The organism is Candidatus Thermokryptus mobilis, from assembly GCF_900070205.1.
GTDB lineage: Bacteria > Bacteroidota > Ignavibacteria > Kryptoniales > Kryptoniaceae > Kryptonium > Kryptonium mobile.
Genome location: NZ_FAOO01000015.1, coordinates 24924 through 49912 on the forward strand (window position 1 = coordinate 24924; position 24989 = coordinate 49912).

At 38.8% G+C, this 24989-nt stretch carries 27 protein-coding genes; all 27 read right to left on the reverse strand.

Features of this window, described 5'->3' with window-relative positions; genetic code table 11:
* Positions 1–57 precede the first annotated feature (57 nt).
* The gene (locus FKZ43_RS09215) at positions 58–1878 is read right to left on the reverse strand and encodes an AMP-dependent synthetase/ligase (protein ID WP_140945598.1); all 1821 of its coding nucleotides are present in this window, start codon (positions 1876–1878) and stop codon (positions 58–60) included.
* Between the two features lie 25 nt (positions 1879–1903).
* The gene (gene acpS, locus FKZ43_RS09220) at positions 1904–2281 is read right to left on the reverse strand and encodes a holo-ACP synthase (protein ID WP_235894736.1); all 378 of its coding nucleotides are present in this window, start codon (positions 2279–2281) and stop codon (positions 1904–1906) included.
* Positions 2272–2958: a TIGR02253 family HAD-type hydrolase gene (locus FKZ43_RS09225; RefSeq protein WP_140945599.1), complete on the reverse strand. Its 687-nt coding sequence runs from the start codon at positions 2956–2958 to the stop codon at positions 2272–2274. The genes acpS and FKZ43_RS09225 overlap by 10 nt, the downstream gene beginning before the upstream one ends.
* Positions 2936–3394 carry a type II 3-dehydroquinate dehydratase gene (gene aroQ / locus FKZ43_RS09230; protein ID WP_140945600.1) on the reverse strand — a complete coding sequence of 153 codons (459 nt, stop codon included), beginning with the start codon at positions 3392–3394 and terminating at the stop codon, positions 2936–2938. The genes FKZ43_RS09225 and aroQ overlap by 23 nt, the downstream gene beginning before the upstream one ends.
* Positions 3394–3672, reverse strand: coding sequence for a hypothetical protein (locus FKZ43_RS09235; protein WP_140945601.1), 279 nt, complete (start codon positions 3670–3672; stop codon positions 3394–3396). Before FKZ43_RS09235 ends, aroQ begins: the two co-directional genes overlap by 1 nt.
* A gap of 14 nt (positions 3673–3686) precedes the next feature.
* Positions 3687–4919 carry an exo-beta-N-acetylmuramidase NamZ family protein gene (locus FKZ43_RS09240; protein WP_140945602.1) on the reverse strand — a complete coding sequence of 411 codons (1233 nt, stop codon included), beginning with the start codon at positions 4917–4919 and terminating at the stop codon, positions 3687–3689.
* The gene (ndk, locus tag FKZ43_RS09245; RefSeq protein WP_140945603.1) at positions 4916–5341 is read right to left on the reverse strand and encodes a nucleoside-diphosphate kinase; all 426 of its coding nucleotides are present in this window, start codon (positions 5339–5341) and stop codon (positions 4916–4918) included. Before ndk ends, FKZ43_RS09240 begins: the two co-directional genes overlap by 4 nt.
* A 27-nt stretch (positions 5342–5368) precedes the next feature.
* Positions 5369–6349 carry a succinate--CoA ligase subunit alpha gene (gene sucD / locus FKZ43_RS09250; protein WP_140945604.1) on the reverse strand — a complete coding sequence of 327 codons (981 nt, stop codon included), beginning with the start codon at positions 6347–6349 and terminating at the stop codon, positions 5369–5371.
* 20 nt (positions 6350–6369) lie between these two features.
* Positions 6370–7266 (reverse strand): DNA-methyltransferase, encoded by an 897-nt coding sequence (locus tag FKZ43_RS09255; protein ID WP_140945605.1) that lies wholly within the window; start codon positions 7264–7266, stop codon positions 6370–6372.
* Positions 7251–7916 (reverse strand): ThaI family type II restriction endonuclease, encoded by a 666-nt coding sequence (locus FKZ43_RS09260; protein WP_140945606.1) that lies wholly within the window; start codon positions 7914–7916, stop codon positions 7251–7253. The genes FKZ43_RS09255 and FKZ43_RS09260 overlap by 16 nt, the downstream gene beginning before the upstream one ends.
* On the reverse strand, positions 7913–9361 hold the full coding sequence (gene gatA, locus FKZ43_RS09265; protein WP_140945607.1) for an Asp-tRNA(Asn)/Glu-tRNA(Gln) amidotransferase subunit GatA: 1449 nt from the start codon (positions 9359–9361) through the stop codon (positions 7913–7915). The genes FKZ43_RS09260 and gatA overlap by 4 nt, the downstream gene beginning before the upstream one ends.
* A complete protein-coding gene (locus FKZ43_RS09270) occupies positions 9358–9765 on the reverse strand; it encodes a Sec-independent protein translocase subunit TatA/TatB (RefSeq protein ID WP_140945608.1) in 408 nt (135 codons plus the stop codon). The genes gatA and FKZ43_RS09270 overlap by 4 nt, the downstream gene beginning before the upstream one ends.
* A gap of 15 nt (positions 9766–9780) precedes the next feature.
* A complete protein-coding gene (tatA, locus tag FKZ43_RS09275) occupies positions 9781–9984 on the reverse strand; it encodes a twin-arginine translocase TatA/TatE family subunit (RefSeq protein WP_140945609.1) in 204 nt (67 codons plus the stop codon).
* Positions 9985–10000: 16 nt separating this feature from the next.
* Entirely contained in the window at positions 10001–10735 is a 735-nt protein-coding gene (purQ, locus tag FKZ43_RS09280; protein ID WP_140945610.1) for a phosphoribosylformylglycinamidine synthase subunit PurQ, read from the reverse strand.
* A gap of 19 nt (positions 10736–10754) precedes the next feature.
* A complete protein-coding gene (gene nadB, locus FKZ43_RS09285; RefSeq protein WP_140945611.1) occupies positions 10755–12374 on the reverse strand; it encodes an L-aspartate oxidase in 1620 nt (539 codons plus the stop codon).
* The gene (nadC, locus tag FKZ43_RS09290; RefSeq protein ID WP_140945625.1) at positions 12374–13234 is read right to left on the reverse strand and encodes a carboxylating nicotinate-nucleotide diphosphorylase; all 861 of its coding nucleotides are present in this window, start codon (positions 13232–13234) and stop codon (positions 12374–12376) included. Before nadC ends, nadB begins: the two co-directional genes overlap by 1 nt.
* The gene (locus FKZ43_RS09295; protein ID WP_140945612.1) at positions 13215–13406 is read right to left on the reverse strand and encodes a Trm112 family protein; all 192 of its coding nucleotides are present in this window, start codon (positions 13404–13406) and stop codon (positions 13215–13217) included. The genes nadC and FKZ43_RS09295 overlap by 20 nt, the downstream gene beginning before the upstream one ends.
* Before the next feature lie 3 nt (positions 13407–13409).
* Positions 13410–13841 carry an acyl-CoA thioesterase gene (locus tag FKZ43_RS09300; RefSeq protein WP_140945613.1) on the reverse strand — a complete coding sequence of 144 codons (432 nt, stop codon included), beginning with the start codon at positions 13839–13841 and terminating at the stop codon, positions 13410–13412.
* A complete protein-coding gene (locus FKZ43_RS09305) occupies positions 13838–14794 on the reverse strand; it encodes an acetyl-CoA carboxylase carboxyltransferase subunit alpha (RefSeq protein WP_140945614.1) in 957 nt (318 codons plus the stop codon). Before FKZ43_RS09305 ends, FKZ43_RS09300 begins: the two co-directional genes overlap by 4 nt.
* A gap of 1 nt (position 14795) precedes the next feature.
* Positions 14796–16793, reverse strand: a complete 1998-nt coding sequence (locus FKZ43_RS09310) for a glycosyltransferase (RefSeq protein WP_140945615.1) — start codon at positions 16791–16793, stop codon at positions 14796–14798.
* On the reverse strand, positions 16783–17550 hold the full coding sequence (locus FKZ43_RS09315) for a polyprenol monophosphomannose synthase (RefSeq protein WP_140945616.1): 768 nt from the start codon (positions 17548–17550) through the stop codon (positions 16783–16785). The genes FKZ43_RS09310 and FKZ43_RS09315 overlap by 11 nt, the downstream gene beginning before the upstream one ends.
* A 6-nt stretch (positions 17551–17556) precedes the next feature.
* Positions 17557–18669: a DegT/DnrJ/EryC1/StrS family aminotransferase gene (locus FKZ43_RS09320; protein WP_140945617.1), complete on the reverse strand. Its 1113-nt coding sequence runs from the start codon at positions 18667–18669 to the stop codon at positions 17557–17559.
* Positions 18670–18689: 20 nt separating this feature from the next.
* Positions 18690–20084, reverse strand: a complete 1395-nt coding sequence (locus tag FKZ43_RS09325; protein WP_140945618.1) for an undecaprenyl-phosphate glucose phosphotransferase — start codon at positions 20082–20084, stop codon at positions 18690–18692.
* On the reverse strand, positions 20068–21204 hold the full coding sequence (locus FKZ43_RS09330) for a glycosyltransferase family 4 protein (RefSeq protein ID WP_140945619.1): 1137 nt from the start codon (positions 21202–21204) through the stop codon (positions 20068–20070). The genes FKZ43_RS09325 and FKZ43_RS09330 overlap by 17 nt, the downstream gene beginning before the upstream one ends.
* Before the next feature lie 4 nt (positions 21205–21208).
* Positions 21209–22426, reverse strand: a complete 1218-nt coding sequence (locus FKZ43_RS09335; protein ID WP_181180324.1) for an O-antigen ligase family protein — start codon at positions 22424–22426, stop codon at positions 21209–21211.
* Positions 22427–22515: 89 nt separating this feature from the next.
* Entirely contained in the window at positions 22516–23310 is a 795-nt protein-coding gene (locus FKZ43_RS09340; RefSeq protein ID WP_140945621.1) for a glycosyltransferase family 2 protein, read from the reverse strand.
* Complete coding sequence (locus tag FKZ43_RS09345) at positions 23307–24845, reverse strand: flippase (RefSeq protein WP_140945622.1); 1539 nt, start codon at positions 24843–24845, stop codon at positions 23307–23309. Before FKZ43_RS09345 ends, FKZ43_RS09340 begins: the two co-directional genes overlap by 4 nt.
* Between the last annotated feature and the right edge of the window lie 144 nt (positions 24846–24989).

Consider the following 24989-nt stretch of genomic DNA (forward strand, 5'->3'; position numbering starts at 1 on the left):
TGTGCCAAAGTGAAAAAAGGAAAAGCGAAAAGGTTAGAGAACAAAATGATGAGAATTTTAAACTCCAAGCTCTTCATACATCTGCTCAATTAAGTTTTTATATTTCTGTTCAACAACCTTTCTTTTAACCTTCAATGTAGGCGTCAACTCACCATCTTCAATCGTGAAAGGTTTATCAAGCAATCGGAAATTTCTTATATGTTCGTGTTGGGCAAGCTCTTTATTTATTCGCTTAATCTCCCTCTCAAATAACCTGTAAATCTCATCCCGATGCAGAAGTTCTTTATCATCTTGAAATGAGATTCCATTTTGCTTGGCATAATCCTTAATTGCTTCAAAATCCGGGACTATCAATGCGGTTAAAAATGGTTTCCCTTCACCTATCACGACAACCTGATCAATGTAATTTGATTGAGCAAGCAAACTTTCAATTGGTTGCGGAGCGATATTCTTCCCGCCAGAGCTCACAAAGATATGCTTCTTTCTATCCGTTATCACAAGAAATCCATCCTCATCAAAATAACCGATATCACCAGTGTGAAACCATCCATCTTTATCTATAACTTCAGCGGTTGCTTTTGGATTGTTATAATAACCGAGCATGACATTTGGACCGCGAGCGAGGATTTCGCCATCTTCAGCAATTTTTATCTCAACCCCAGGTATTGGTTTCCCAACAGTTCCAAATTTATAATCATCAAGGCGATTTACAGTTAAAACTGGTGATGTCTCGGTTAAACCATATCCTTCAATTATCTTTATCCCAAGCGCTTCAAAAAATTCGCCAAGTTCTTTAGCAAGAGCTGCTCCACCGGAGACAAAAAATTTAATCCTTCCACCCGTTCTCGCTTTCAGTTTTGAAAAGACAAGTTTATCCGCAAGCGCATATTGAGATTTTAACCACGCGGGAACCTTTCCCCTTTTTGATGCTTGAACATATTTTTTTCCAACATCAAGAGCCCAATAAAAAATTTTCTTTCTCAAGGCAGGACCCGACTCAACTCCTTTTATTATCCTGTTGTAAAGTCGCTCAAATAATCTCGGAACTGATGTCATAACTGTTGGCTTTACTTCAAGCAAGTTTTGAGCGATTGTATCAATGCTTTCAGCCAGAGCAACCACTCCACCACAAGCAAAAGCTGCATAAAAACCAGCCATTCTCTCAAATGAATGCGAAAAAGGCAAATATGAAAGAAAAGTATCCTCTGGAGTCATCGGAACAACTTGCGTCGCGCTCAATATATTTGAAACAAGATTTTTATGTGTCAAGACAACCCCCTTCGGCTCACCTGTAGTCCCAGATGTATAAATTATCGTTAAAATGTCCTCCGGTCTTACCTCCCTTATCATATTTATCCAATAATCGGGATTTTTCGCCTTGAAATCCCTGCCAAGCTCCATCAACTCCCTTAAACTTAAAAGATACCCCGGAGCTGAAATCCCTTTTTCAGTGAAAATTATAACCTTGTCAAGTGTTTCAACATTGTCATAAATTTTTTCAATTTTTGACAATTGCACCTGATTTGAGACAAAAGTCGCCTTAACCCCAGCATCGTTAAATATATATTCAATTTGCTTATATGTCAAAGTCGGATAAACTGGAACATCAATTATTCCAGTTGTTGTCATCGCGAAATCAACAATTATCCATTCAATTCTATTTTCTGAGACAATTCCAACTTTATCTCCTTTTTTCAATCCAAGTGCAGCAAGTCCGCATGCGGTCAACTCAACCATCTCTCTCAACTCTTTATAAGATAACGGTTTATAAACCCCAGCAACTTTGTAAAGATAAGCCGGTTTTTCAGAATCAATGAAATGTCTTGTTATGACATCAAACATTTCTGCAATTGTTGAAAATGGCTTGACAACAGGCATAGCTTCCTCCTTGTTAGTTTTTTGATTAAATTCTTTCAATAGCTGCTATAGCGACAGCATAATTATGGGAATGAGATATTGAAATATGAACCAAACAGGAGCTTAACTCATTTTTGAGCTTGTTGTGGAAAAGAGCTATAGGTTTTCCTGTTTTATCGCTCAAGACCTCAACATCTCGCCACCTAAAAATTCCACCCCAACCTGTAGATATTGCCTTGCTTATTGCTTCTTTCACAGCAAATCTGCCCGCAAGGTGCTGGTAGGAATTTTTCTTTGAAAGGCAGTAATCTATCTCTCGGTCGGTAAATATTTTCCTAAGAAAATGCTCCCCCCATCTGTCCATCACCCTTTTAAACCTATCAATCTCAACTATGTCAATACCTACACCAATTATCATTCCCATCCATTTTCCTTTTTGATTATATCAATGAGTTCAATTATGTCATTTAGTTCATAATCTGCCTCTGGATTTTGCGTGTTAAATGTATCTCCGTATCTTGCGAATGCGGTTTTCATACCGACTTTTTTTGCCCCAACGACATCTCTTTCTGCCCAATCACCAACCATAATTGCCTCCTGCGGTTCAACCCCTAAAAGTTCAAGCGCCCTTAAAAAAGGAGCAGGACTTGGCTTTCTTTCACCAGTGTCATCAAAAGTTATCACATGGTCAAAAATATGATGAAAATTCAAATAACACAACCTTAACCAGGCCTCCCTTGCTGGAGCATCTGAAATAACAGCAAGTTTCAAGCCCATCTTCAAAAGCGTCGTCAAAGTCATATAAACGTGCGGATACGGAACAAGAGCTGCCTCACGAGCTCTCCTATACGCAACAACACCAGCAGAAAGAATTTTATAATCAACCCTACCGTAAATCTCCATTAAAAAATCATCAAATACCTGCTGATACTCTATCCCCTTTTGTGCGTAAATCCTGTCAATCCTTTCCTTTGCCTCTTCAGGGGAAATTTTTAAACCAGCATCAATCATCGCACTTATAGCTGCATCAATCGCCTGCCTTTTCATAGTCATAAAATCAACAAGCGTATTATCAAGGTCAAAAATCACTGCCTTTATCATCTCGTTCGGGTTCTTTTAATTTCACAATTGACTCTACACCCAAAATATAACTCAAATGCCCAAAACCTGCAATATGACCCTTACAAACAGGAGCTATAACGCTATGTCTTCTAAACTCTTCCCTTGCGTATATGTTAGAAAGGTGAACTTCTACAACAGGAATTTTAAGCGCTAAAACAGCGTCTCTTATCGCATACGAGTAATGTGTGAAGGCACCCGGATTTATCACAACACCATTAAAGTCAGAGTCAACGATTGAATTCAACTTGTCAACTATTTCCCCTTCGTGATTTGACTGAAAGAACTCAAACTCAACATTTGGAAATTCCTTAATCAAAGTTTGATTTATTTGCTCAAGCGTCATATTTCCATAAATTTCTGGCTCCCTTTTCCCAAGTAGATTTAAATTTGCCCCGTGAATTACAAGTATTTTCATTACTGAGTAATTTTTAATTTTGCGATTTCATCCTCTATTATGCTTTTAATGTTCTCATCCATCAATTTCTCATCAACGCCGATCTCCAAAATGCTCTGCGCTAAAAGAGAAATTCTCTTCTGCACATTGGCAAGCTTGTTTATAACTATCATCCTTTTCTCTTTCAAAACGCAATATCCACCTTCAAAATCTCCCTTCTCATATTTCAAAGTTATCCCAAGACCCTGAATGAATTTCTCAAGCTCCTCAAGTATCGCCTCGGGTTTTCGCTTCCTCATAACGCTGTGAATATTTAGTTATATAAGAGATACTTCTGTCTGATGCCTAAAAATTTTTTTAACTCGCTCTCCCAAGTTTTTATAATCTCCTCAGGCTTTTTACCCTCATCTATCATCAATCTAATTTTATCTGTGCCCCACAACCTATCTTGACCAGCGGTTCTCCATTTAAATTTATCCGGGTAAAGTTTTTTCAACGCATAAAGTATATAAACACCAACTTTAACTGGCTCAAACTTTTCCCTGTCATAAACATTTAGATAAATCCCGCCACATCTTTCACCTTCATATTTTGGGTCAACCGTCACCTTTTCTATATCAGTTGGGATAAAACTAATCGGCTCAAACCTCACACCCGGAAGGTTATAAGAGTTAAGTTCATTCGCAAGTTTACTACCATCAATCCAAGGTGCACCAATCCATTCAAATGGATGCTGAGTTCCTCTGCCCTCAGAGACATTTGTCCCTTCAATAAAACAAGTTGCTGTATAGACAATAGCGGTTTTCAAAGTCATCATATTCGGCGATGGCTTTATCCACGGAAGCCCAGTTTGATCAAACCACAATTTCCTTGAATAATTCTCCATTTTTATAACTGTCAAATCTGCTTTCATACCATTTTCAAGCCATGCCTCTTCGTTAAACATCTTTGCAAGTTCGCCAACCGTCATCCCATGCGCAACGGGTATCGGGTGGAGCCCAACGAAAGATTTAAACCTCGGTTCAAGTATAGGACCATCAACATAAACACCACGAACTGGATTTGGTCTATCAAGGACGATAAACTTCTTTCCCATCTCTGCACACGCCTCCATACAATAGCTCATGGTTGAGATATAGGTATAAAACCTCGCCCCAACATCTTGAATGTCAAAGATCAAAACATCAATATCTTTAAGCATTTCTGTCGTTGGCTTCTTTACTTCACCGTAAAGCGAAAATACAGGGATGCCCGTCTTCGTATCAACACCATGAGAAATACTTTTACCATCTGGGACTTCACCCCTTATGCCATGTTCAGGTCCAAAAAGCGCAACAACTTTAACATCTTCAATCTCATTTAAAACATCAACTATATGCCGACCGTCAGGCAAAATTCCAGTGTGATTTGTGACAATGCCTATCTTTTTACCTTTGATTAAATCAAGATGCTTTTCAATTAAAATTTCTGCACCGATTTTAACTCGGCTTTGCTGAGAAAATGCCAAAGTAATGGCTATAAGGTTCAACACGATAAATTTTCTCATGTTTCATTTGCAATTAATTCATTTTGAGAAAAGAAAAAGGATATTTCTATTTTTGCATTTTCAACAGAATCAGAACCGTGGACTATATTCTCTTGTTTGTTATCTGCATACAATCTACGGATAGTTCCTTCTTCAGCTTCTTTCGGGTCGGTTGCGCCTATCAACTTTCTGAAATCATCAACAGCGTTTTCCTTCTCAAGGACAAGCGCAACAATTTTGCCCGAACTCATAAAATTCACGAGATCGTTATAGAAATGCCTTTCGCGATGCACATAATAAAAAGCCCTGGCTTGTTCCGGTGTTAACTTTAACATCTTCATAGCTACTATTTTAAAGCCCGCAGATTCAATGTGCGATATTACCTTCCCGACCAAATTTTTTCTGACACAATCAGGTTTCAGAATCGCAAGTGTCCTTTCCAAGTTCAACCTCCAAATTTTGTTTTTCTATTACTTTTTCCTTTTACTTGCCTTCTTTGACTTTTTTGATTTTACGGTTTTCTTTCTTGACGACTTCACTTTAGCAGTATCCATAACAAAAACTTTTCGCTTTGGTCTTTCACCGAGAACTTTTTTAACCGTTTCCCCTATAACAGCTGGATTTTCTATTACATGAATTCCTGCCTCAGACAATGCTTTCATCTTCTCTTGAGCCGTTCCTTTGCCACCTGAAATTATAGCTCCGGCGTGTCCCATCCTTCTTCCAGGCGGTGCTGTTCTCCCTGCGATAAATCCGAAGACAGGTTTGTCAACATAATTTTTAACAAATTCAGCTGCCTCTTCCTCCGCCGTTCCACCTATTTCACCTATCATAACGATCGCCTCGGTCTCCGGGTCCTCATTGAAAAGCTTTATTATATCCGTAAATTTTGAGCCTATCACTGGGTCACCACCTATCCCAACCGAAGTTGATTGACCAAAACCCAGCTCCGTCAATTGTTTCACTGCCTCATAAGTCAAAGTTCCACTTCTTGAAACAATACCGATCGTTCCTTCTTTATGAATAAACCCCGGCATTATCCCCACTTTCGCTTTTCCAGGGGAGATCACACCCGGGCAATTTGGTCCAATTAACCTTGAACTTGTGTGTTTTAGATATTCATAAACTTGGATCATATCTTTCGCTGGGATTCCTTCGGTTATACAGACGATCAATTCAATTCCAGCATCTGCTGCTTCAATTATCGCATCTGGTGCAAACGGTGCTGGGACGAAAATTATTGATGTGTTCGCGCCTTCTTTTTCAACGGCTTCTCTAACAGTGTTAAATATCGGAATTTTCCCGTCAAACAAAGTTCCACCTTTGCCTGGGACAACGCCAGCAACGACATTTGTTCCGTATTCAATCATTTGCCTTGTGTGAAATGAGCCCTCACCACCTGTTATACCTTGAACGACAAGGCGGGTGCTTTTGTCAACAAGTATTGCCATTTTATTCTACGAGTTTGTTTTTAAAACAAATAACCTTGACCTTCATAAATTTTTATTCTTTTCTGAGCGAGTTCCACATATTCTGGGACTATCTCGTAACCAACATAAAACCTTCTTGATTTTAAAGCTGCAATCGCAGTTTGACCACTTCCCATAAATGGGTCCAACACTACCTCTCCTTCAAAGGTATAGAGCTGAATTAATCTATAAGGTAGTTCAACAGGAAAAGGAGCCGGATGACCTATTTCTTTTGCAGATACGGCTGGGAATGTCCATACGCTTTTTGTGAATTCAAGAAACTCCTCACGGGAAATAGTGCTTTTCCTATTGAATGGATTCTGCCTTGCGAATGTATCTTTTGAAAAGACAAGAATATACTCGTGTTGATCTCTTAAAGTAGGATTTTTTGCTGAAAGCCAAGAACCCCAAGCGGTTGATGGACTCCCTCCACCGGCTTTGTTCCATATAATTTCTCCCCTCATCAAAAAACCAAGATCAAGCATATCTTGTATTATATAAATATGTAAAGGCAAATAAGGTTTTCTTCCCAAATTTGCAACATTGATGCATAACCTTCCGCCAGGTACAAGAACTCTCTTTACCTCACTGAAAACTCTTTTTAAAAATTCTCTGTATTCGTTCAGATTAAGGTCTTCATCGTATTCTTTGCCTACATTATAAGGGGGAGATGTCACAACTAAATGGATACTGTTTGAAGGAAGTTCGCTCATATCTTCGCTTGATTTGCAGAAAATCCTATTTAGAAATTCAGCCGGTATTTTGTTCTCAACATACTCAACTGATTTCTCTTTTGGGAGGTCTTGAAATAGCTTACGCGAATAAAAAACTGACGAATCATGATTTACTCTACCCGGTGAGCCAAACGAGCTCGTTTTTGTTCCTATTCTTCTGCCCATATTTCAACCCACCTCTGATATGGCTTATAAATTATCTCTGCACCGATTTCAGGTCTTTCCCAAAAAATATCTATTTTTCTCGTTTGCCGGTGTTCAATTAATCTCTTGATTCCTTCATTACTTATCTCAACACCTCTTGGATTTGTTCCTCTTCTATGGCGGTATATATATCTATTCCTCCCTATTTCTCCAAAAACTTCTCTTTGAACTTCAGATGGAATATAGTAAAATCCACCATCTTTACCCCAAGATACTTCCACAAGCAGCATCTCACTTTTTGGTTCGTAGTTTCTATAAAAATTCTCCACTTTTTCCCAATCAACTGTCCATATAAGTTTTATCCCACTCCCAGAAAACTTTCCAATTCTTTTTGGCAAATTCTTCTTTATTGTTTTTATGGAAACAGGCTTTCCATATAATTCAATGTCAAAATCTTCGGTAGTAATTGGGTTAGGTTTCACATTTTCATATCCGAATTTATAAATCAGGAGTGCTATTATGATTTGTTCTCGCAGAGTCCCGACTTCCATTCCGACTTTGCCAGATTTTGACATTTCAACTTCTGCTATGAAAAGCATATAAGGCAACTTGCGCTTTATCTTCTCAACGATCTTCTCATCTCCGAACATTTGATTTAACTGTTCAATCACTTATTGCCTTCAAAATTTCTTTCAATGAAATCCGAAACCCTTAAAATTGTCCCCTCGTCAAATTGTCTCCCTATTATCTGCATGCCAATTGGCAATCCCTTGCTGTCAAACCCAACAGGAACATTTATCGCTGGAACACCAGCTAGATTGACTGAAACAGTGTAAATATCGGAAAGATACATTTGAAGCGGATCGTCAATCTTTTCACCAAGCTTGAAAGCCGTCGTCGGCGATGTCGGCGTTATTATGACATCCACCTTTTCAAATGCCCTATCAAAGTCCTCTTTTATCAATCGTCTCACCTTTTGTGCTTTACGATAATATGCCTCATAATATCCAGCCGATAAAACATAGGTTCCAAGCATTATCCTCCTTTTAACCTCAGCCCCAAAACCTTCGCTCCTTGACTTAACATACATCTCATATAAACTCTTAACACCCGAAGCTCTATATCCATATCTTGCCCCATCATAGCGAGCAAGATTTGAAGATGCCTCAGCGGTTACAAGTATATAATAAGTTGGGATATTGTATTCGGTATGTGGAAGAGAGATTTTTTCAATTATAGCTCCATTCTCACTTAAAAAATCAATCCTTTTTTGAATCGCCTCCCTTACCTCATCATCAAGCCCCAAGGAAAAATACTCTTCTGGAACACCAACTCTCAAACCCTTCACATCCAAGCCGATGAAGCTTAAATAATCAGGAACTGGAACATCTGCACAAGTTGAATCATTTTCATCACGCCCAGCTATAACCTGTAGGACAAGCGCTATATCTCTCGTTGAATTTGCCAGTGGTCCTATCGTATCAAAAGACGAAGCAAAAGCTACAAGTCCGAACCTTGAAACTCTCCCATAAGTCGGTTTAAGCCCGTAGACCCCACAAAACGAAGCCGGTTGCCTTATTGAACCACCCGTATCAGAGCCAAGAGCAGTCGTACAAAGCCCAACGGCAACCGCAACAGCACTACCACCGCTTGAACCCCCGGGAACTCGCGTCTCATCAAATGGATTCAATGTAGGACCAAAATAAGAATTTTCAGTAGAAGAACCCATCGCAAACTCATCAAGATTCGTCTTCCCAATTATTATCGCATCTTCCTCTAAAAGACGCTCAATCACAGTGGCGTTGTAAAGCGAAATGAAATTCTCAAGTATCCTTGATGCACAAGTGCACCTTTCATCTTTGATGCAAATGTTGTCTTTAACCGCAATGACCATTCCAGCAAGTTTCCCAAATCTACCTTCTTTTATTTTCTTATCAATTTCAATCCCCCTTTCAATCGCTTTATCCTCAAAAACGCTTATAAAAGCGTTTAACCGCTCATAACTCCTTATTCTCTCTATATAACCTTTCACAATGGATTCGCAAGTGAATTTCCCCGATAGAAGACCTTCCCTTATATCATCGTAAGTTAAAACATCAAACCTTTTATGTGTCATTTCCTCTTTGATTTTGTTTTCACCCTTCCTGAGGATTTCTTCACCTCTTTCATCATCCTGGATTTCTTTCGGGATTTGTCCAACCGAACATCCTTTTCCTCAAAACCCAAATTAACACTTTCAACTTTTCTTTCATTTAAATTCTCATCCTTTGAAAACTTTAAATCGTCAAGATCTTTTGGCGCTTCAATCTTGGGTTGCTCACTCACCGAGGATATCTCACCATCAATGTCAATCCCCGTCACACTTTGAATTTCACTTTGAACATCCTGCATTGCCTTCCTAAACTCACGGATTGCCCTTCCTAAGCTTCTCGCTATATCAGGTATTTTCTTCGGTCCAAAGAAAATCAATATGAAAAGAGCTATTACAAGAAGTTCCCCAAATCCAATGTTATCAAACATACAAACACCTCCAAACTAAGCTTGATCTTTCTTTTCCGTCTTCTGCTCAATTTCCTTCGGTTTCTCGTCCTGAGGTTGTTCTTCTTCACGAAGCGCTTTTTTGAACTCCTTTATCCCCGAACCAAGCCCACGAGCAAGCTCCGGGAGACGCCTTCCACCGAAAAGTATCAACAACACAATCAAAATTAACAATAACTCTTGCCACCCAAGCCCAAACATTTCAATCACCTTTGATTTATTTTTGTTCAATAAGAAATTTTCTGACGAAATTTAAAGAATAAATCAAAGAATTAAAAATTTTCGCGCCATCAGTGCAACCAAGCGCGGGATCTGAACACCTCTCGGGATGAGGCATCATCCCAAGAATATTTCCCCCCTCATTTATCACCCCCGCTATGTTGAAAACAGAACCGTTTGGATTTGACGCTTCATCAACATTGCCATTTTTATCACAATATCTGAAAACGATGCGATCCCCCTTTATTAACTCATCAAGCGTTTCATCATCAACATAATAATTCCCGTCACCGTGAGCAATTGGAATTTTTAAGACATCCCCCTTTTTACAAAGTGAGGTAAAAATCGTTTCATTGTTCTCAACCTTGATATAAACATTTTTACAAATAAAACGCAGTGATTTATTCCTCAAAAAAGCCCCTGGCAAAAGTCCCGCCTCAACCAAAATTTGAAACCCATTGCATATCCCGATAACAACCCCGCCTTCATTTGCAAACCTAACGACATCCTTCATCACAGGAGAAAACCTCGCGATAGCCCCAGGTCTTAAGTAATCCCCATATGAAAATCCACCCGGCAAAACCACAACATCAACATCACCAACGGAATCATCCTTGTGCCAAATGAATTTAACATCCTGCTTAAAAATTTCGCTTAAAACATAATAAACATCATGGTCGCAATTTGAACCCGGAAAGACCACAACACCGAATTTAAATTTTCCTTCCAACATTAGACCCAAAAGTTAAATTTTAAATCTTTATATCCTGAATTATTGTATCTTTAAGCCAATTCTTGTCGTCGCGCTCGGGATAATCGGTCGTAAAATGAAGACCGCGACTTTCCTTTCTCATTAAAGCAGAACGAATGATTAAAAGCGCCACAATGGCAAGATTTCTTAATTCAAGTATTTCAGCGGTCACCTTTGTCTTCTTGTAAAATTCCTCAATTTCATCAGCTATAAGTTCAATTCTTCTTTTTGCTCGTTCAAGTCGCAAAGTTGATCTGACAATTCCGACATAATCCCACATCAATTGCTGTATCTCTCTTTTATCGTGCGAAATCAAAACCCATTCCTCAGTGTTAAAAATCCCAGTGTCAATCCAATCTGGTATGTTCGGAAATTTAAAGAAATTTTCCCTGACGAATTTTACGGAGTCAATTGCAGCTCTTTCAGAGAAAACAAGTGCTTCAAGCAAAGAATTGCTCGCAAGACGATTCGCACCATGAACCCCGGTCATAGCAACCTCCCCAGCTGCATACAGACCAACTATTGAAGTCCTGCCCCAAAGGTCAGTGACAACACCACCGCAAGAGTAATGTGCAGCTGGAACAACAGGAATTGGCTCCCTTGTGATGTCAATTTTAAATTCAAGACACTTTTCATAAATGTGTGGAAACCTATCCTTCACACTATCCGGATTTAAATGTGTCAAATCAAGATAAACATATTCATCGCCTGATTTTTTAAGTTCCGCATCAATTGCCCTTGCAACTATATCCCTTGGTGCAAGCGAACCACGCGGGTCATATTTTTTCATAAAGTCCTCACCTTGCTTTGTCCTCAATATTCCACCAAACCCGCGGACCGCCTCCGAGATCAAAAATACCGGCGAACCCGAATTGTAAAGCGTTGTCGGGTGAAATTGTATAAACTCCATATTCCCAATTTTTGCCCCCGCCCGATAAGCCATAGCAACACCATCACCAGTTGCGATCAACGGATTTGTCGTATGAAGATATACCTGCCCAAGTCCGCCGGTTGCAAGCAAAGTCACCTTTGAGAGAAACTTCTTGACCTCTCCCGTTTTTGAATCAAGCGCATAAACACCCCAACAATGTATATTGTCAATCTTCTTGCTCTTATCAATTCCAACCAAATGATGCTCCGTTATCAAATCAATCGCAACATGATGCTCAAAAATTTTAACATTTGGATGACTTGCGACTTTTTCAAGAAGAGCTCTTTCAATTTCACGCCCGGTTAAATCCTTTGCGTGAACAATTCTTCGCCTTGAATGCCCCCCTTCCATCCCGAGATCAAGCCGACCATTTTGCGTCCTCGTGAATTCAACCCCTATTTTCATCAATTCCTCAACCTTTCTCGGACCCTCACGAACCATCAACTCAACCGCCTCCCTTTTACAAAGCCCAGCCCCAGCATTTAAAGTATCCTGAATGTGAAGCTCGTAAGAATCATCCGGTGAAAAAACCGACGCAATCCCCCCCTGTGCATAATTCGTGTTTGATTCGGCTTTCTCCTTCTTCGTGATTATAGCAACCTGACCATAATCAGCAACTTTCAACGCATAAAACAAACCCGCAATTCCACTTCCTATAACAAGGAAATCAGAAACTATCTCCATAATGATTAAACTTTTATTTCAAGTGAAATATCAAGCGCCCTAACAGAATGAGTCAACATCCCAACCGATATGTAATCAACCCCCGTCTCAGCAACTTCACGGACATTTTCAAGCGTGATCCCACCGGATGCTTCAACTTCAAACCTTTCACCTATCAAATCAACAGCCCTTTTCAAATCATCAATGTTGAAATTATCAAGCAAAATTCTATCAACACCCCCAACCTTTAAAATTTTTTCAACATCTTCAACGCTTTGTGCCTCAACCTCTATCTTTAAATCAAGGTTTTTCTCCTTTATGAACCTCAAACATCTTTCAATTGCCTTCTCAACACCGCCAGCGATCGCTATATGATTATCCTTTATCAAAATCATATCATACAATCCAAATCTATGATTTACCCCACCACCTATTTCCACCGCAAGTTTATCAATTAAACGAAGCCCCGGGGCTGTTTTCCTTGTATCAGTGATCTTAGCCTTCGTTCCTTCAACTGCCTTTACAAACTTTCTCGTCAAAGTCGCAATTCCACTCATCCTCTGCAAAAAATTCAAAGCGGTCCTTTCAACAGTTAAAATACTTCTGACATCCCCTTTTACAATTCCAATTATATCTCCTTTTTTAACTTCATCCCCATCGGAAAGAAAAGGAATAAAATTTAAACTCGGATCAAGCGCCCTAAAAACAAACCACACAACATCAATTCCAGCAACAACCCCTTCATCCTTTGAAACGAACTCAGCCTCTGCTTCAATCCCCTCATCACCTATAACAGCCATCGTCGTCACATCACCAGAACCAATGTCTTCAACAAGAGCTCTCTCAACAATTTCAATTATTTTCTCCTCAAGATGAAAATTTCCCATCGTGATACCATCTCTCACTTTCATCCTGCGGTTTTAAAATTAACAACCCATCCCTTATTTCATAAACCCTTCCACATTTCTCACATAGAACCGATTCTGTCTCTTCACTATACTTTAAATCACCCTTACATTTCGGGCAAGCAAGTATTTCAAGAAGTTTCTTGTCAAACATGGCTTAACACCTCTTATTTTTACACGATTTGAAATTTTCAATGACGAAATTCATAAAGACCTCTGGCGGTTTCACCGGCTTATATGTCTTCGCATCAAGAAAAACATGCTCGGTATAACCCTCCGCTACCAACTCGTCATCAACATCGCGATAAACTTCATATTCAAGACGAAATTTCAAATTTGGGATTTCCTTCATAAATGTCTCAATCCTTAAAAGGTCATCGTAATAAGCTGGTTTTTTAAACCTTGCAAACGCTTCAAGGACTGGGATCAAATAACCCATCCTCTCAATTTCACTATAAGGCAAACCATAATCCCTTAAAAGCTCGGTCCTCGCCCATTCAAAATACTCAAAAAACTTGGCGTGATAAACAAACCTCATTTGATCCGTATCTGAATATCTAACCCTGATTTTATAAATGTGCTTTATCATTCTTCCCAGAACCCCATTTTTCTATATTTTTGAATCCTCATCTCAACAAGTTTTTTCGGTTTTATCTTTGAAAGTTCTTCAATTTCCTCAATCAAAATCTCTTTTAAAATCCTTGCAGCTTCTTTATGGTCACGATGTGCCCCACCGACTGGCTCAGGAACGATCCTATCAATTACACCAAGATTTATTAAATCCTGCGCTGTTAATTTCAACTGCTCAGCCGCTTGCTCTTTATAGTCCCAACTCCTCCAAAGGATACTTGAACACGACTCCGGTGCTATAACCGAATACCAAGCATGCTCAAGCATAAGAACCCTGTCACCAACACCAATGCCAAGTGCCCCTCCACTTGCGCCCTCTCCTATTATAACGACAATTATCGGAACCTCCAACCTAGACATCTCAAACAAATTCCTCGCTATTGCTTCCGCCTGACCTCTTTCCTCTGCTCCGATGCCAGGATATGCCCCCGGCGTATCAATCAAAGTTATCACTGGCTTACCGAACTTTTCAGCAAGCTTCATCAAACGCATCGCCTTCCTGTATCCCTCGGGATGGGGCATCCCAAAATTTCTATAAAGATTTGACTTCGTGTCCCTACCCTTTTGTGTCCCTATCACCATAACAGTCCTGCTCTCAAGCCTTGCAAAACCACCTATCATCGCTTTATCATCACCAAAACATCTATCACCATGCAACTCAATAAAATCACTCATCATAAGATAAATGTAATCCAAAGGATAAGGTCTATCAGGATGCCTTGCTATTTGAACCTTCTGCCAACGAGTTAAATTTGAATAGATGTTCCTTTTCAACTCTTCAACTTTACTCTCAAGCTTTTTTATCTCCTCACTCAAATCAACACCACCACTGTTTGCAAATTTACGCATCTCCTCAATCTTTTGCTCAAGCTCAATTATCGGCTTCTCAAAATCAAGAACAAACTTTGACATATCACTTCTTCGCTTTGTTTGAAATTAATTTTAAAAAAGCCCTGATTAAAATCTCAATGTCAAGCGCAAGCGACTGATTCCGAGCGTAAAAGATATTAAGTCGCTCAATCTCATCGTGGGATAAATTTTCGGAATCTTGGATTTGCACAATCCCAGTCAAACCTTTCTTCCCAAGGAAAACCTCACCATCGGGAGAATCAAGCGGACGACCAACCAAGCTCAAATTTCCTTTCAAAACCTTCGGCAAAAGCAAAATTTTCTCGCCGAAATCGCCAACACCTGCACCAAAAATTTTTTTAAAATATACCAAAGGATACACAAAAATCAAAAGCGGAAGTGAAAAAATAATATCAAAGACCCTCTTTGAAAAACGATTCAAAAACTTGTTTATGTTATAATCAATGTCAAGAACTGGAATGTCATCAAGCGAATCAACACTCCCTTTGCTTAAAATTAAATCCGACCCCAAAAGAGCCAACTTGAAATTAACGCTTCTATCTTTCACCCGTCCTATTATTGAAAGGATGTCAAAATAAGAAATCTCACCGCTGACAAATATGACATCATCAATTTTCTTCTCACGGATTATCCTCTCAACCATTGAAATCCCACCTATAACTTCAACACCATCAACCCTTTGCCCAACATTTTTCATATCAAGTTCAACTATCCCTACAATCTTGACATTTTCACCCGTTTTCCCCTTCAACTTCCTTATCAGCATCCTCGCATTTTCTCCCGAACCAACAACTATCACCCTCCTTGCATCAATCCTTACATTTATAAAAGGAATCCTACCGAAAACCCTCACGATAAACCTCCACCCGGGGAGAAAAATAGAATTAAATAAAGTCATCGCAAGAAAAATCATCCTGCTGAAAGCATAATCCTTGAATAGAAAAGTCATCGTTGAAAGTATAAGCGAAGAAAACCAAACTGAAACCAATGTGTATCCAATTGAAAACTTTCTGTTAGTATAAACCCCAAACGAATAAAGCGTAAACAAAACTACAACTGGTGGGACAATCAAAACTTCTGGATAGGCATATTTCGGAAGGGCAAATATCGCACCAAACCTCAAAAATTCGCCGATCAAAAACGAGAATATTACGAAAACGAAATCAACGAACATCTCCCAATAATTTTTAAAGACCTTGCCTAAAAAAGCAGCAAATCCCCTGACAAAAATTCCAACTCTCAATATAACATTTAAAAGAGCGAACTCTTTGAAATGTTTCTTAACAAAAATTCTCATCGCATCGTAAAAAACCTTGACCTCGTCAATATTACTTCTTTTTGTGCTCTCCCCTTTGAAGTGAATTATTTGAGTCGTCGGAACATAATAAATTTTCCAGCCGGCTTTTTTTATCCTGTAACACCAATCAATATCCTCCCCATACATAAAAAAGTCCTCATCAAGCCCGCCAACCTTTTCATAAACTTCCCTTCTTATCATCATAAACGAACCACTCACAGCATCAACCTCAACGATTTCATCAGGGTCAAGATATGTGAGGTTATACTGGGCGAAAATTTTACTCTTTGGGAAAACTCTCGCAAGCCCAACCATCTTCGTGAAAGCAACCCATGGCGTTGGAAAACTCCTACGACAAGCAAGCTGAAGCGTCCCGTCCGGATTTAAAACTTTACATCCAACCATCCCACATTCGGGATGTGACTCAAGAAAAGAGATTAAAACCCTGAAAGTGTCCTCCTGAACAATCGTATCAGGATTTATTAGCAAAATATATTTTCCCTTTGCAAGTTTCAACGCTTGGTTGTTCGCTCTTGCGAAACCCACATTTTCCTTATTAACTATCAAATTAACCTCGGGAAACTTCTGCCTTACCATCTCAACGCTTCCATCCTCACTTGCGTTATCAACGACAAATATCTCGGCATTAATCCCAACGGTTGCTTTCTTGATTGAATTTAAAGCGCTCTCAAGAAACTCCTTAACATTGTAGTTCACAATAATTATTGAAAGATCAACCCCCATCCCTCTTTCTCTTGAAGAGTTTTAAAAACCTTTCAGAAAACATAAGACGCAAAACCATAAAAGCAGCTTCAAAAACTATCTTCCTATTCATTTTTGAAACCCCAGACCTCCTCTCAACAAAAATTATCGGATGTTCTTTGATCCTCATCCCTTTGTAGTAGGACTTTACCGTAAACTCAATTTGAAAAGCGTACCCATTTGACTTGATTCTATCAAGTTTTATCTTTTCAAGCACCCTTTTAGAGATACATTTAAAACCACTTGTCAAATCCTTAACTGGAACGCCTGTAAAAGTCCTCGCATAAGCATTGGCAAAATAACTGAGCAAAACCCTACTCATTGGCCAGTTCATAACCGAAACACCATGCGAATATCTTGAACCAATGACTATATCATAACTGTCAAGCGTTCCTTTAAGCAATTCAGGTATTTCCTTCGGGTCGTGTGAAAAATCGGCGTCCATCTGAAAAACATAATCGTAATCGTTCGCCAACGCAAATTTAAAACCCTCAACATATGCAGTCCCAAGCCCAAGCTTTCCGGGTCTTTGAATCAAATGAATCCTCCCAGAAAATTTCCCCTGCAATTCCTTCACAACTTCAACCGTTCCATCAGGTGAATTATCATCAACGACAAGAACATCAACCCGAGCATCAGCAAAGGACTTTATCTTCTCCTCCTGGCTTAAAACCTGTGGTATTAACTCCCTCACATTCTCAGCTTCATTATATGTCGGAATTATAACAAGGATTTTCATCGGGTGTCAATTTTTACTTTTGAAAAAATCAACGATACTTTCAACTACATAATCAATCTCATCATCCCTTAACTCGGGAAACATCGGCAAAGATAGCACCTCCCGTGAGCATTTTTCAGCGATAGGGAAGTCACCCTCTTTATAACCAAAATAAGAAAACGCCTTTTGAAGATGAAGCGGGATCGGGTAATGAACCGCTGTTTGAATCCCTCTCCCCCTCAAAAATTCAATCAACTCATCCCTTCTGTTTGTCCTTATAGTGTATTGATGATAAATATGCTTATTATACGGCTCAGCGTAAGGAGTAACAATTGAATCAATGTCCTTTAACGCATTTGAATATCTATTTGCGATCTCAGATCTTCTCTCGTTCCACTCATCAACATATTTTAACTTCACAAGCAAGATCCCCGCCTGCAAAGTGTCAAGTCGGCTATTGACCCCAAGTAGCTCGTGGTGATATCTCATCCTTGACCCGTGGACGCGAATCATCCTTATCTTCTCCGCTAAGTCATCATTATTAGTGACCACCATACCAGCATCGCCAAAAGCACCGAGATTTTTCGTCGGGAAGAAACTAATGCAGGATATGTCGCCAAAAGTGCAAACCTTTCTGCCCTTGTACTCGGCTCCAAACGCCTGAGCCGAGTCCTCAATCACATAAAGATTGTATCTTCTGGCTATGTCAAGAATTTTCTCCATCTCTGCGGGCTGACCATAAAGGTGAACTGGAATTATCGCCTTCGTCTTTTCAGTTATCCTCTCCTCAATAAGTTTTGGCTCTATGTTATATGTTCGCTCATCAATATCAACATAGACGGGCTTTCCGCCAAGTAGAACAACCGTTTCAGCTGTTGCCACAAATGTGAAAGGCGTCGTTATAACTTCATCCCCCGGCTTTAAACCAATAGCCATTAACGCAATTTGAAGAGCGTCCGTCCCGGAGGCAACACCTATAGCATGTTTAACACCAAGATACTGCGCAACTTTCTGCTCAAATTCCTTAACCTCCTCACCAAGTATAAAATCACCCCTGCTCAAAACTTTTTGAATTACAGCATCAATTTCTTCTTTCAAATTCAGATACTGCCTCACCGGTGTGAAAATCGGTATCTCCATTTACTCTACAAGTTTATGTTTTAAGTTTGACCTTTGCCAGAAAGAATATGCAAAATTGTGTAAGCAATGATCTTCAAATCCATACGAAGCGACATATTCTCAATGTAAAAAAGATCATATTGCAGTTTTTTCTTTACATCCTCAATTGATTCATCGTATTTATACTTGACCTGAGCCCAACCAGTGATGCCAGGCTTAACTTTCAACCTTCTCCTGTAAAGGGGGATCTCCTTTGAAAGCTTCTCTACAAAAACAGGTCTTTCAGGTCTCGGTCCAATTAAGCTCATATCTCCCTTTAAAACATTTATAAATTGTGGGATTTCATCAAGATGAAGTTTCCTCAAAATTTTTCCAACGCGCGTAACCCTTGGATCATTTTTTGTTGCCCAAGTTGGACCAGTAAGCGCTTCCGCATTCTCATACATAGAACGGAACTTATACAATGTAAATATCTTCCCGTCCTTCCCAACCCTTTCCTGCTTGTATATCACAGGTCCACGAGAATCAATTTTGATCAAAATCGCAATCAAAACCCACAAAGGCAAACCAAGACCGAGAACGATCAAAGAAACAACTATATCAATCAACCTTTTTACAACCCTCTCCCATGGTTGCATTATCTCAGGCATTATCTCAATCAACGGGAAACCATAGATCTGATTCGTTCGTGCCTGTCCGCTTATTGCGTCGTAAAGGTCGGGAACTATTTTAAAATTAACATCCTCCTTACACTTCCCAATTAATTCAAGCAATTTGTCATGTTCGCTTGATTCAAGCGCGAAAATCACCTCTTTAACCTCGTTCTCCCTTATTATCTCGTTTATCTTATCAGCAGTGCCAAGAACCTTAACACCCTTATATTCACCCCCCTTCCTTTTATCTGTCCTCACGAAACCGACAACCTTATAGCCAAGTGCCGGATATTTCAAAATTAGATCAAAAATCTCCCTACCCTTCTCATTGAACCCCACGATAATTGTATTCCTTGCACCTATTCCTGCTTCAAGAAGTTTCCTTTGAAATGTTCTAACGCTTAACCTCCCGACAGAAACAAATGAAAGCACAATGAACCAATAGATCAATATCAACAATCTTGAATTCGCTGGTGAATTCGTTGATATATCATCAATAAAGATGGCGAAAAACAACGCTAAAACACCAAATGTGACGGTTTTAAAAATGGTTATAAGCTCATCAAGCCGTGATTTAGCATACCAAGATTGGTAAAGCCCGAAAAACCAAAACAAAATGAGCCAGTAAACGGTTATGACAAACATTGGTAGAAGAAATTCCGGTTTAGTGTAATATTGAAACAGACCACTTTCAACCCTGATGAAATAATAGATCACCCAGCTCAACACAAGCATCAAAACATCAATGCACAAAACAATTATTTTTTCAAGCGTTTTTAACATATTGAGGAATTTTCTTTCTTTTAATCAGAACATCCTCATATACTTGGGCAATCTTTGATAACATTTTATCAAGTGTAAATTTTTCAATTGCTTTTTCCCGCCCAGCTTTCCCCATGCGTTCACGCAACTCAACATCGGAAACAAGTTTCCTTATCGCCTTGGCAAGTGCATTCACATCCCTTGATGGGACAAGATAACCATTAACTCCATCGTCAACAAGTTCAGGTATCCCACCTACACGAGTTGCAACAACTGGCAAACCCGACATCATCGCTTCAATAATTGTCAAAGGTAAACCCTCCCACCTGGAAGGCAAAACAAAGATATCACTTTCAGCAAGTATTTTGGGGATGTCAAACCTTTCACCAAGTAAAATAACTCTATCTCTCAATCCGTTCTTAAAGATATATCCTTCAACTTGTTGACGCAATTCACCATCACCAACAATTTGAAGCTTTATCTCTGGAACTAACTTAATTGCATCAATAAGCAAAAGTAAATCCTTGGGTGGAGCAAGTCGACCCACAAATGTAACAATCACCTCATTGGAAGATTTGCGATAATCCCTTGAAATTTTAAAAAATTCATTAGGATCAACTCCGTTATGTATTACAACAAGTTTGTCCTCCCTAGCAACCTTAAACTTTAATGCAAGTTTCCTATCAAATTCAGAAACACAGATAATTTTATCGGTGACATATCCAGCTAACTTCTCAATTTGCGCCAACAGAAATCTCTTCCAGTATTCCCTGCCCTCTGTAAATGCCCATCCGTGAGCTGTGAAAATTATCGGCTTAACATTTAAAACAGCCGACCAGAACCGTGCAATTAAACCCGCCTTGGTGCTGTGCGCGTGAATTATATCGGGCGAAAATTCTTTTATCGCTTTTTTAACGGGCACAAAAGCTCTAATATCATTAAAAATATGAAGCCGTCGCACAAAATATGGGTTCACAAATAACCTTACACCAAGTTTCTCAGCCTCCCTTAATAACCTCGGCTCTGGAGCCGAGACCAAACCAATTTCAAAACCTTGCGTAGTGAAATATCTCATCAACTGCAAAACATGCATTGAAGCTCCACCGAATCCAGCAGATGTCACAACATAAAGTATCCGCACAAAATTAACTCGTTTTATTTTTCAGTTTCACAAGACCAAACATGAAACCCAAAATTATCCAAAAATGTCGCCAATGAAGCGTATCTATTACAAAACTTTGAACCAAAATCCCAACCAAAGAGCTCAAAAGCCAAGCTATATCCTGAAATTTTGCTTCATTTGATTTTAAACTTCTAAAAAGTTCAAAGATTCCAAAAACAATCGCCACGCTCAACCCAACCAAAAAAATTCCAAATCCAAGCAATCCGTTCTCAGTTAAAACCCTCAAATATAAACTATGCGCTGACGGAGTTAACCTCAACATCGGTCCGCCAACCGACTTTTGATAATCAATTGAATAAATCTCAAATTGTCCTGGACCAACACCAAGTGGGTAGTTTTTTAGCATTTCAATGCCCGCTCTCCATGCCATCGCCCTCCCGTAAATGTCATACCATTGTAATCCTCTAAACCTAAAACTTTGTCTAAATGTTTCAAGCAAAAATGGAACGGAAATTAAGCCGATAACAACCGCAATTGAAAGCACAATAAAAAATCTCTTGCTTCGTCTCACAAAAATTGAAATCAAACCAATGACACCAATACCGCTTAAAAGATTTAAAAATGAACCGCGTGAAAATGTCAAGACAACTGAAATTAAAAGAAACAAAAACATTAAAAGATATTTACCGATTTCTTCTCTCTTGCCAAATAAAATTCTCGTCATTGCGAATAAAGCGCCCGTTGATATAAACGCACCCGCAACATTTGGGTCCTTAAAAAAACCAGCTGGTCTTCCAAGTCGCCCCTGAAGGTATAATAGTAAAATCATAACCGCCAAAACCATAGCCGAAATTATAACCGCAATAAGATAAAATCTTTTAACCTCATTCCAAGTATCATAATCCTTGATATACCCCGAAAAATAAAAAGCAAACGATATCGTATAAACTGTAACAAGGGCAAAAAACCCAGCACGCTGTAAAGAAATGCTTAACGGAATTTGCACCAAGTTAAGCAAAATATAAACAAACAAAAGATAAAATAATGGATTATTACTCCACTTGACATCACCTTTTATTATCCTTTTCAACCACGAGCCAAAAAAAACGAAATCAACAGGTGCTGGTTCAAATTCAAGTCCCCAAAGGAACATTAATCCAGCGTTCGCCTCACGCCTGGTCAGGACAAGCCACAAAAAACCAGCAATAAACATTAAAATCCACATACCATAATAGTTCACAAAAATTCCAAAAAATGGTAATACAAGGGAAAGCACAAACAAAACGTTCTGGACCTCAATCTTGGAAACATATCGGATATTTTGCCTTGCTATTTCCATAAAGATTTAATAACGCGCTTTATGTATTTTAAAAATGAAAAAGGTAAAACAACACAAATGGTGAAAAACGAAATTTTACTTTCCCGAAAAAGCTTTAAATAAGAGTTTATCTCCTTCCTTTCCATGTCCCATAACTTTGCGCTCAACCCACTAAAACCATAATACGGTTTATACCGATACCCAAGATTAAGTTTAATAAAAGCACCAGAATAGCCAGATAAAAGTATGTTAAGCCACAATAAGTAATCCTCCCCGTATTTCTTTGATGGCTCAAAGCGAAATGGCAAACCATTTTTAAGCATAACTGATGAAGTCGGAAAAACATTCTGAAAGAGCAATCTTTTAGCTGAAATTTTTCTAAATCTCACTTTTTCCGAATGTTCAGGAAAAGGCGTATAATCATTTTTCAAAACTTCAACTTTGTGTCCTGTAATTACAAATTCAGGATTTGATCGCATAAAGTTATACTGAATTTCAATTTTTCTCGGATGCCATGAATCGTCCGAATCCAGAAAAGCAACATATAGTTGAGTTGCATTATCCCATCCTGTATTTCGTGCGGATCCCGGTCCTCTGTTTACATCATGTTCAATTAGTTTTATCCAACCAGTTTCATAATTTTTAACAAGGTCTCTCAAATACAACTTCGTTTCTTCATCACTTCCATCATCAACTATTATAACTTCTTCGGGTCGCCATGTCTGAGCCCAAACCGAATCAACAGCCCTCTTTATCGTTCCCTTGCAATTATAACAAGGTATAACAACGCTAACCGGAGCTTTCATTTGAAAGTTGCTTTTATTTTCGCAAATGAGCGAATAGAAACCCTTTCATTTTCATCTATCACAAAAAACCATACATATAATGCAAAAATTAAGAGCAAAGTCAGAGAGAAAACAAACTTTAGTTCAAAGGTAGTGAAGAAAAATTTGATCAAAAAAATCCCAAGCACCATCACAATTGAAATAAGCACGAGTTGTCTTACTGTATTGTTGAAAAAATTTCCAAAGGAAACAATCTTATAGTTAAAAACGAAATAAAAAAGAAACACCCCTTCAACAAAACTTCTCAATAGCCAACCCAAAGCTGCACCCTTAAGACCAAGCTCAAGGATCAAGAAAGAAACAAAAGGTATATACAAAAACAGTTCAGCAAGCGAAACCTTCGCGACAAGGTCCGGTCGCCCATAACTTTGTAAAAGTATTAAAGGAAAACCACAGATAGAACTAATAAAAAATCCAAAGGCAAGGAGTTGAAAAATCACACTGCTTTGTGTTTGGAATTCAGGACCAAGCCACACCTTTAAAATATCCGCAGAAAAGATAGCTATAATAAAAACGACAGGGAAAAGTATTAAAAAGGTATACTTTATAGATTTCGTGAAAGCATTTTCAAGTTTACTTTGATCCTCCAGCGCTTTAAACGCTGAAAACGCCGGGAACAAAGTCATTGTTAAACTTATCGGAACAATCCACATCCTTTGAACAATTTCAAATGGTGCAGTATAATACGCTAAAACAGCTGCTGAAAGAAAATAAGAGATCAAAAACCTATCAACATATGTCAAAATTGGTATGACTATATTACTTACTGTAAGCCAACCCCCGAAAGAAAGCAACTTTGAAAATGTTTTCAAATCAACCGAAAAGTTTTTCAACTCGGGGCACACTTTAAAATCAATAAACCCCAAAATTAAAATGACAAACAACCGAAACATGACTATCAAGAAAACTATCCCTGACAAACCAAAATTTAAAATGGCGCCAAAGATTGACAAAATTAGCACACCCAGTTTCGTTAAAGTGAGCACAAGATTTACAAGGTCAAACCTCTGATATGCTTCAAGGAGACCTTGAAAAGATGTTGATATAAGTATCAATGGCACGGCAAGTGAGATGAAATACAGAGATAATTTTGTCTCATTAATATAATGGGTGGAAACCTTGAGAAGTTTCACAACGATGAACGGAGAAACACTGTATAAAAACATCCCAATTAATAAGCCCATAACTACTTGGATTGAAGCTGAGGTCCAAAAAATTTTCGGTATTTCACGAAATTTTGACTGCGCAAGCAACTCGGATACAAACTTCGTCGTCGTCCTACCAAGCCCAAGGTCAAGCATTGAAGAATACCACATCAGCATCCAAAGAATTGAAAGTAAACCAAACCTCTCAACCCCAAGATAACTAATTAAAACGGGCAGAGCAATGATTACAGCTATTATCGGAATTATTTGACCAGCCAAATTGAAAAGTGAATTTTTAACTATTGTATGGGAGGAAATTGAAATGGTTTGATTTACACTTTTATCACTCATAAAGGACAATCAAACTTCCTCTATTTTGTATATCTTGGCAATCCTTCTGACGAACACATGCGTCTTTAATTCAAGTGAATTAAAAACCTTGTCACGCTTTAAAAATGATTCACTCAAGAACGAAAGAACGACAAACAAAGTTAA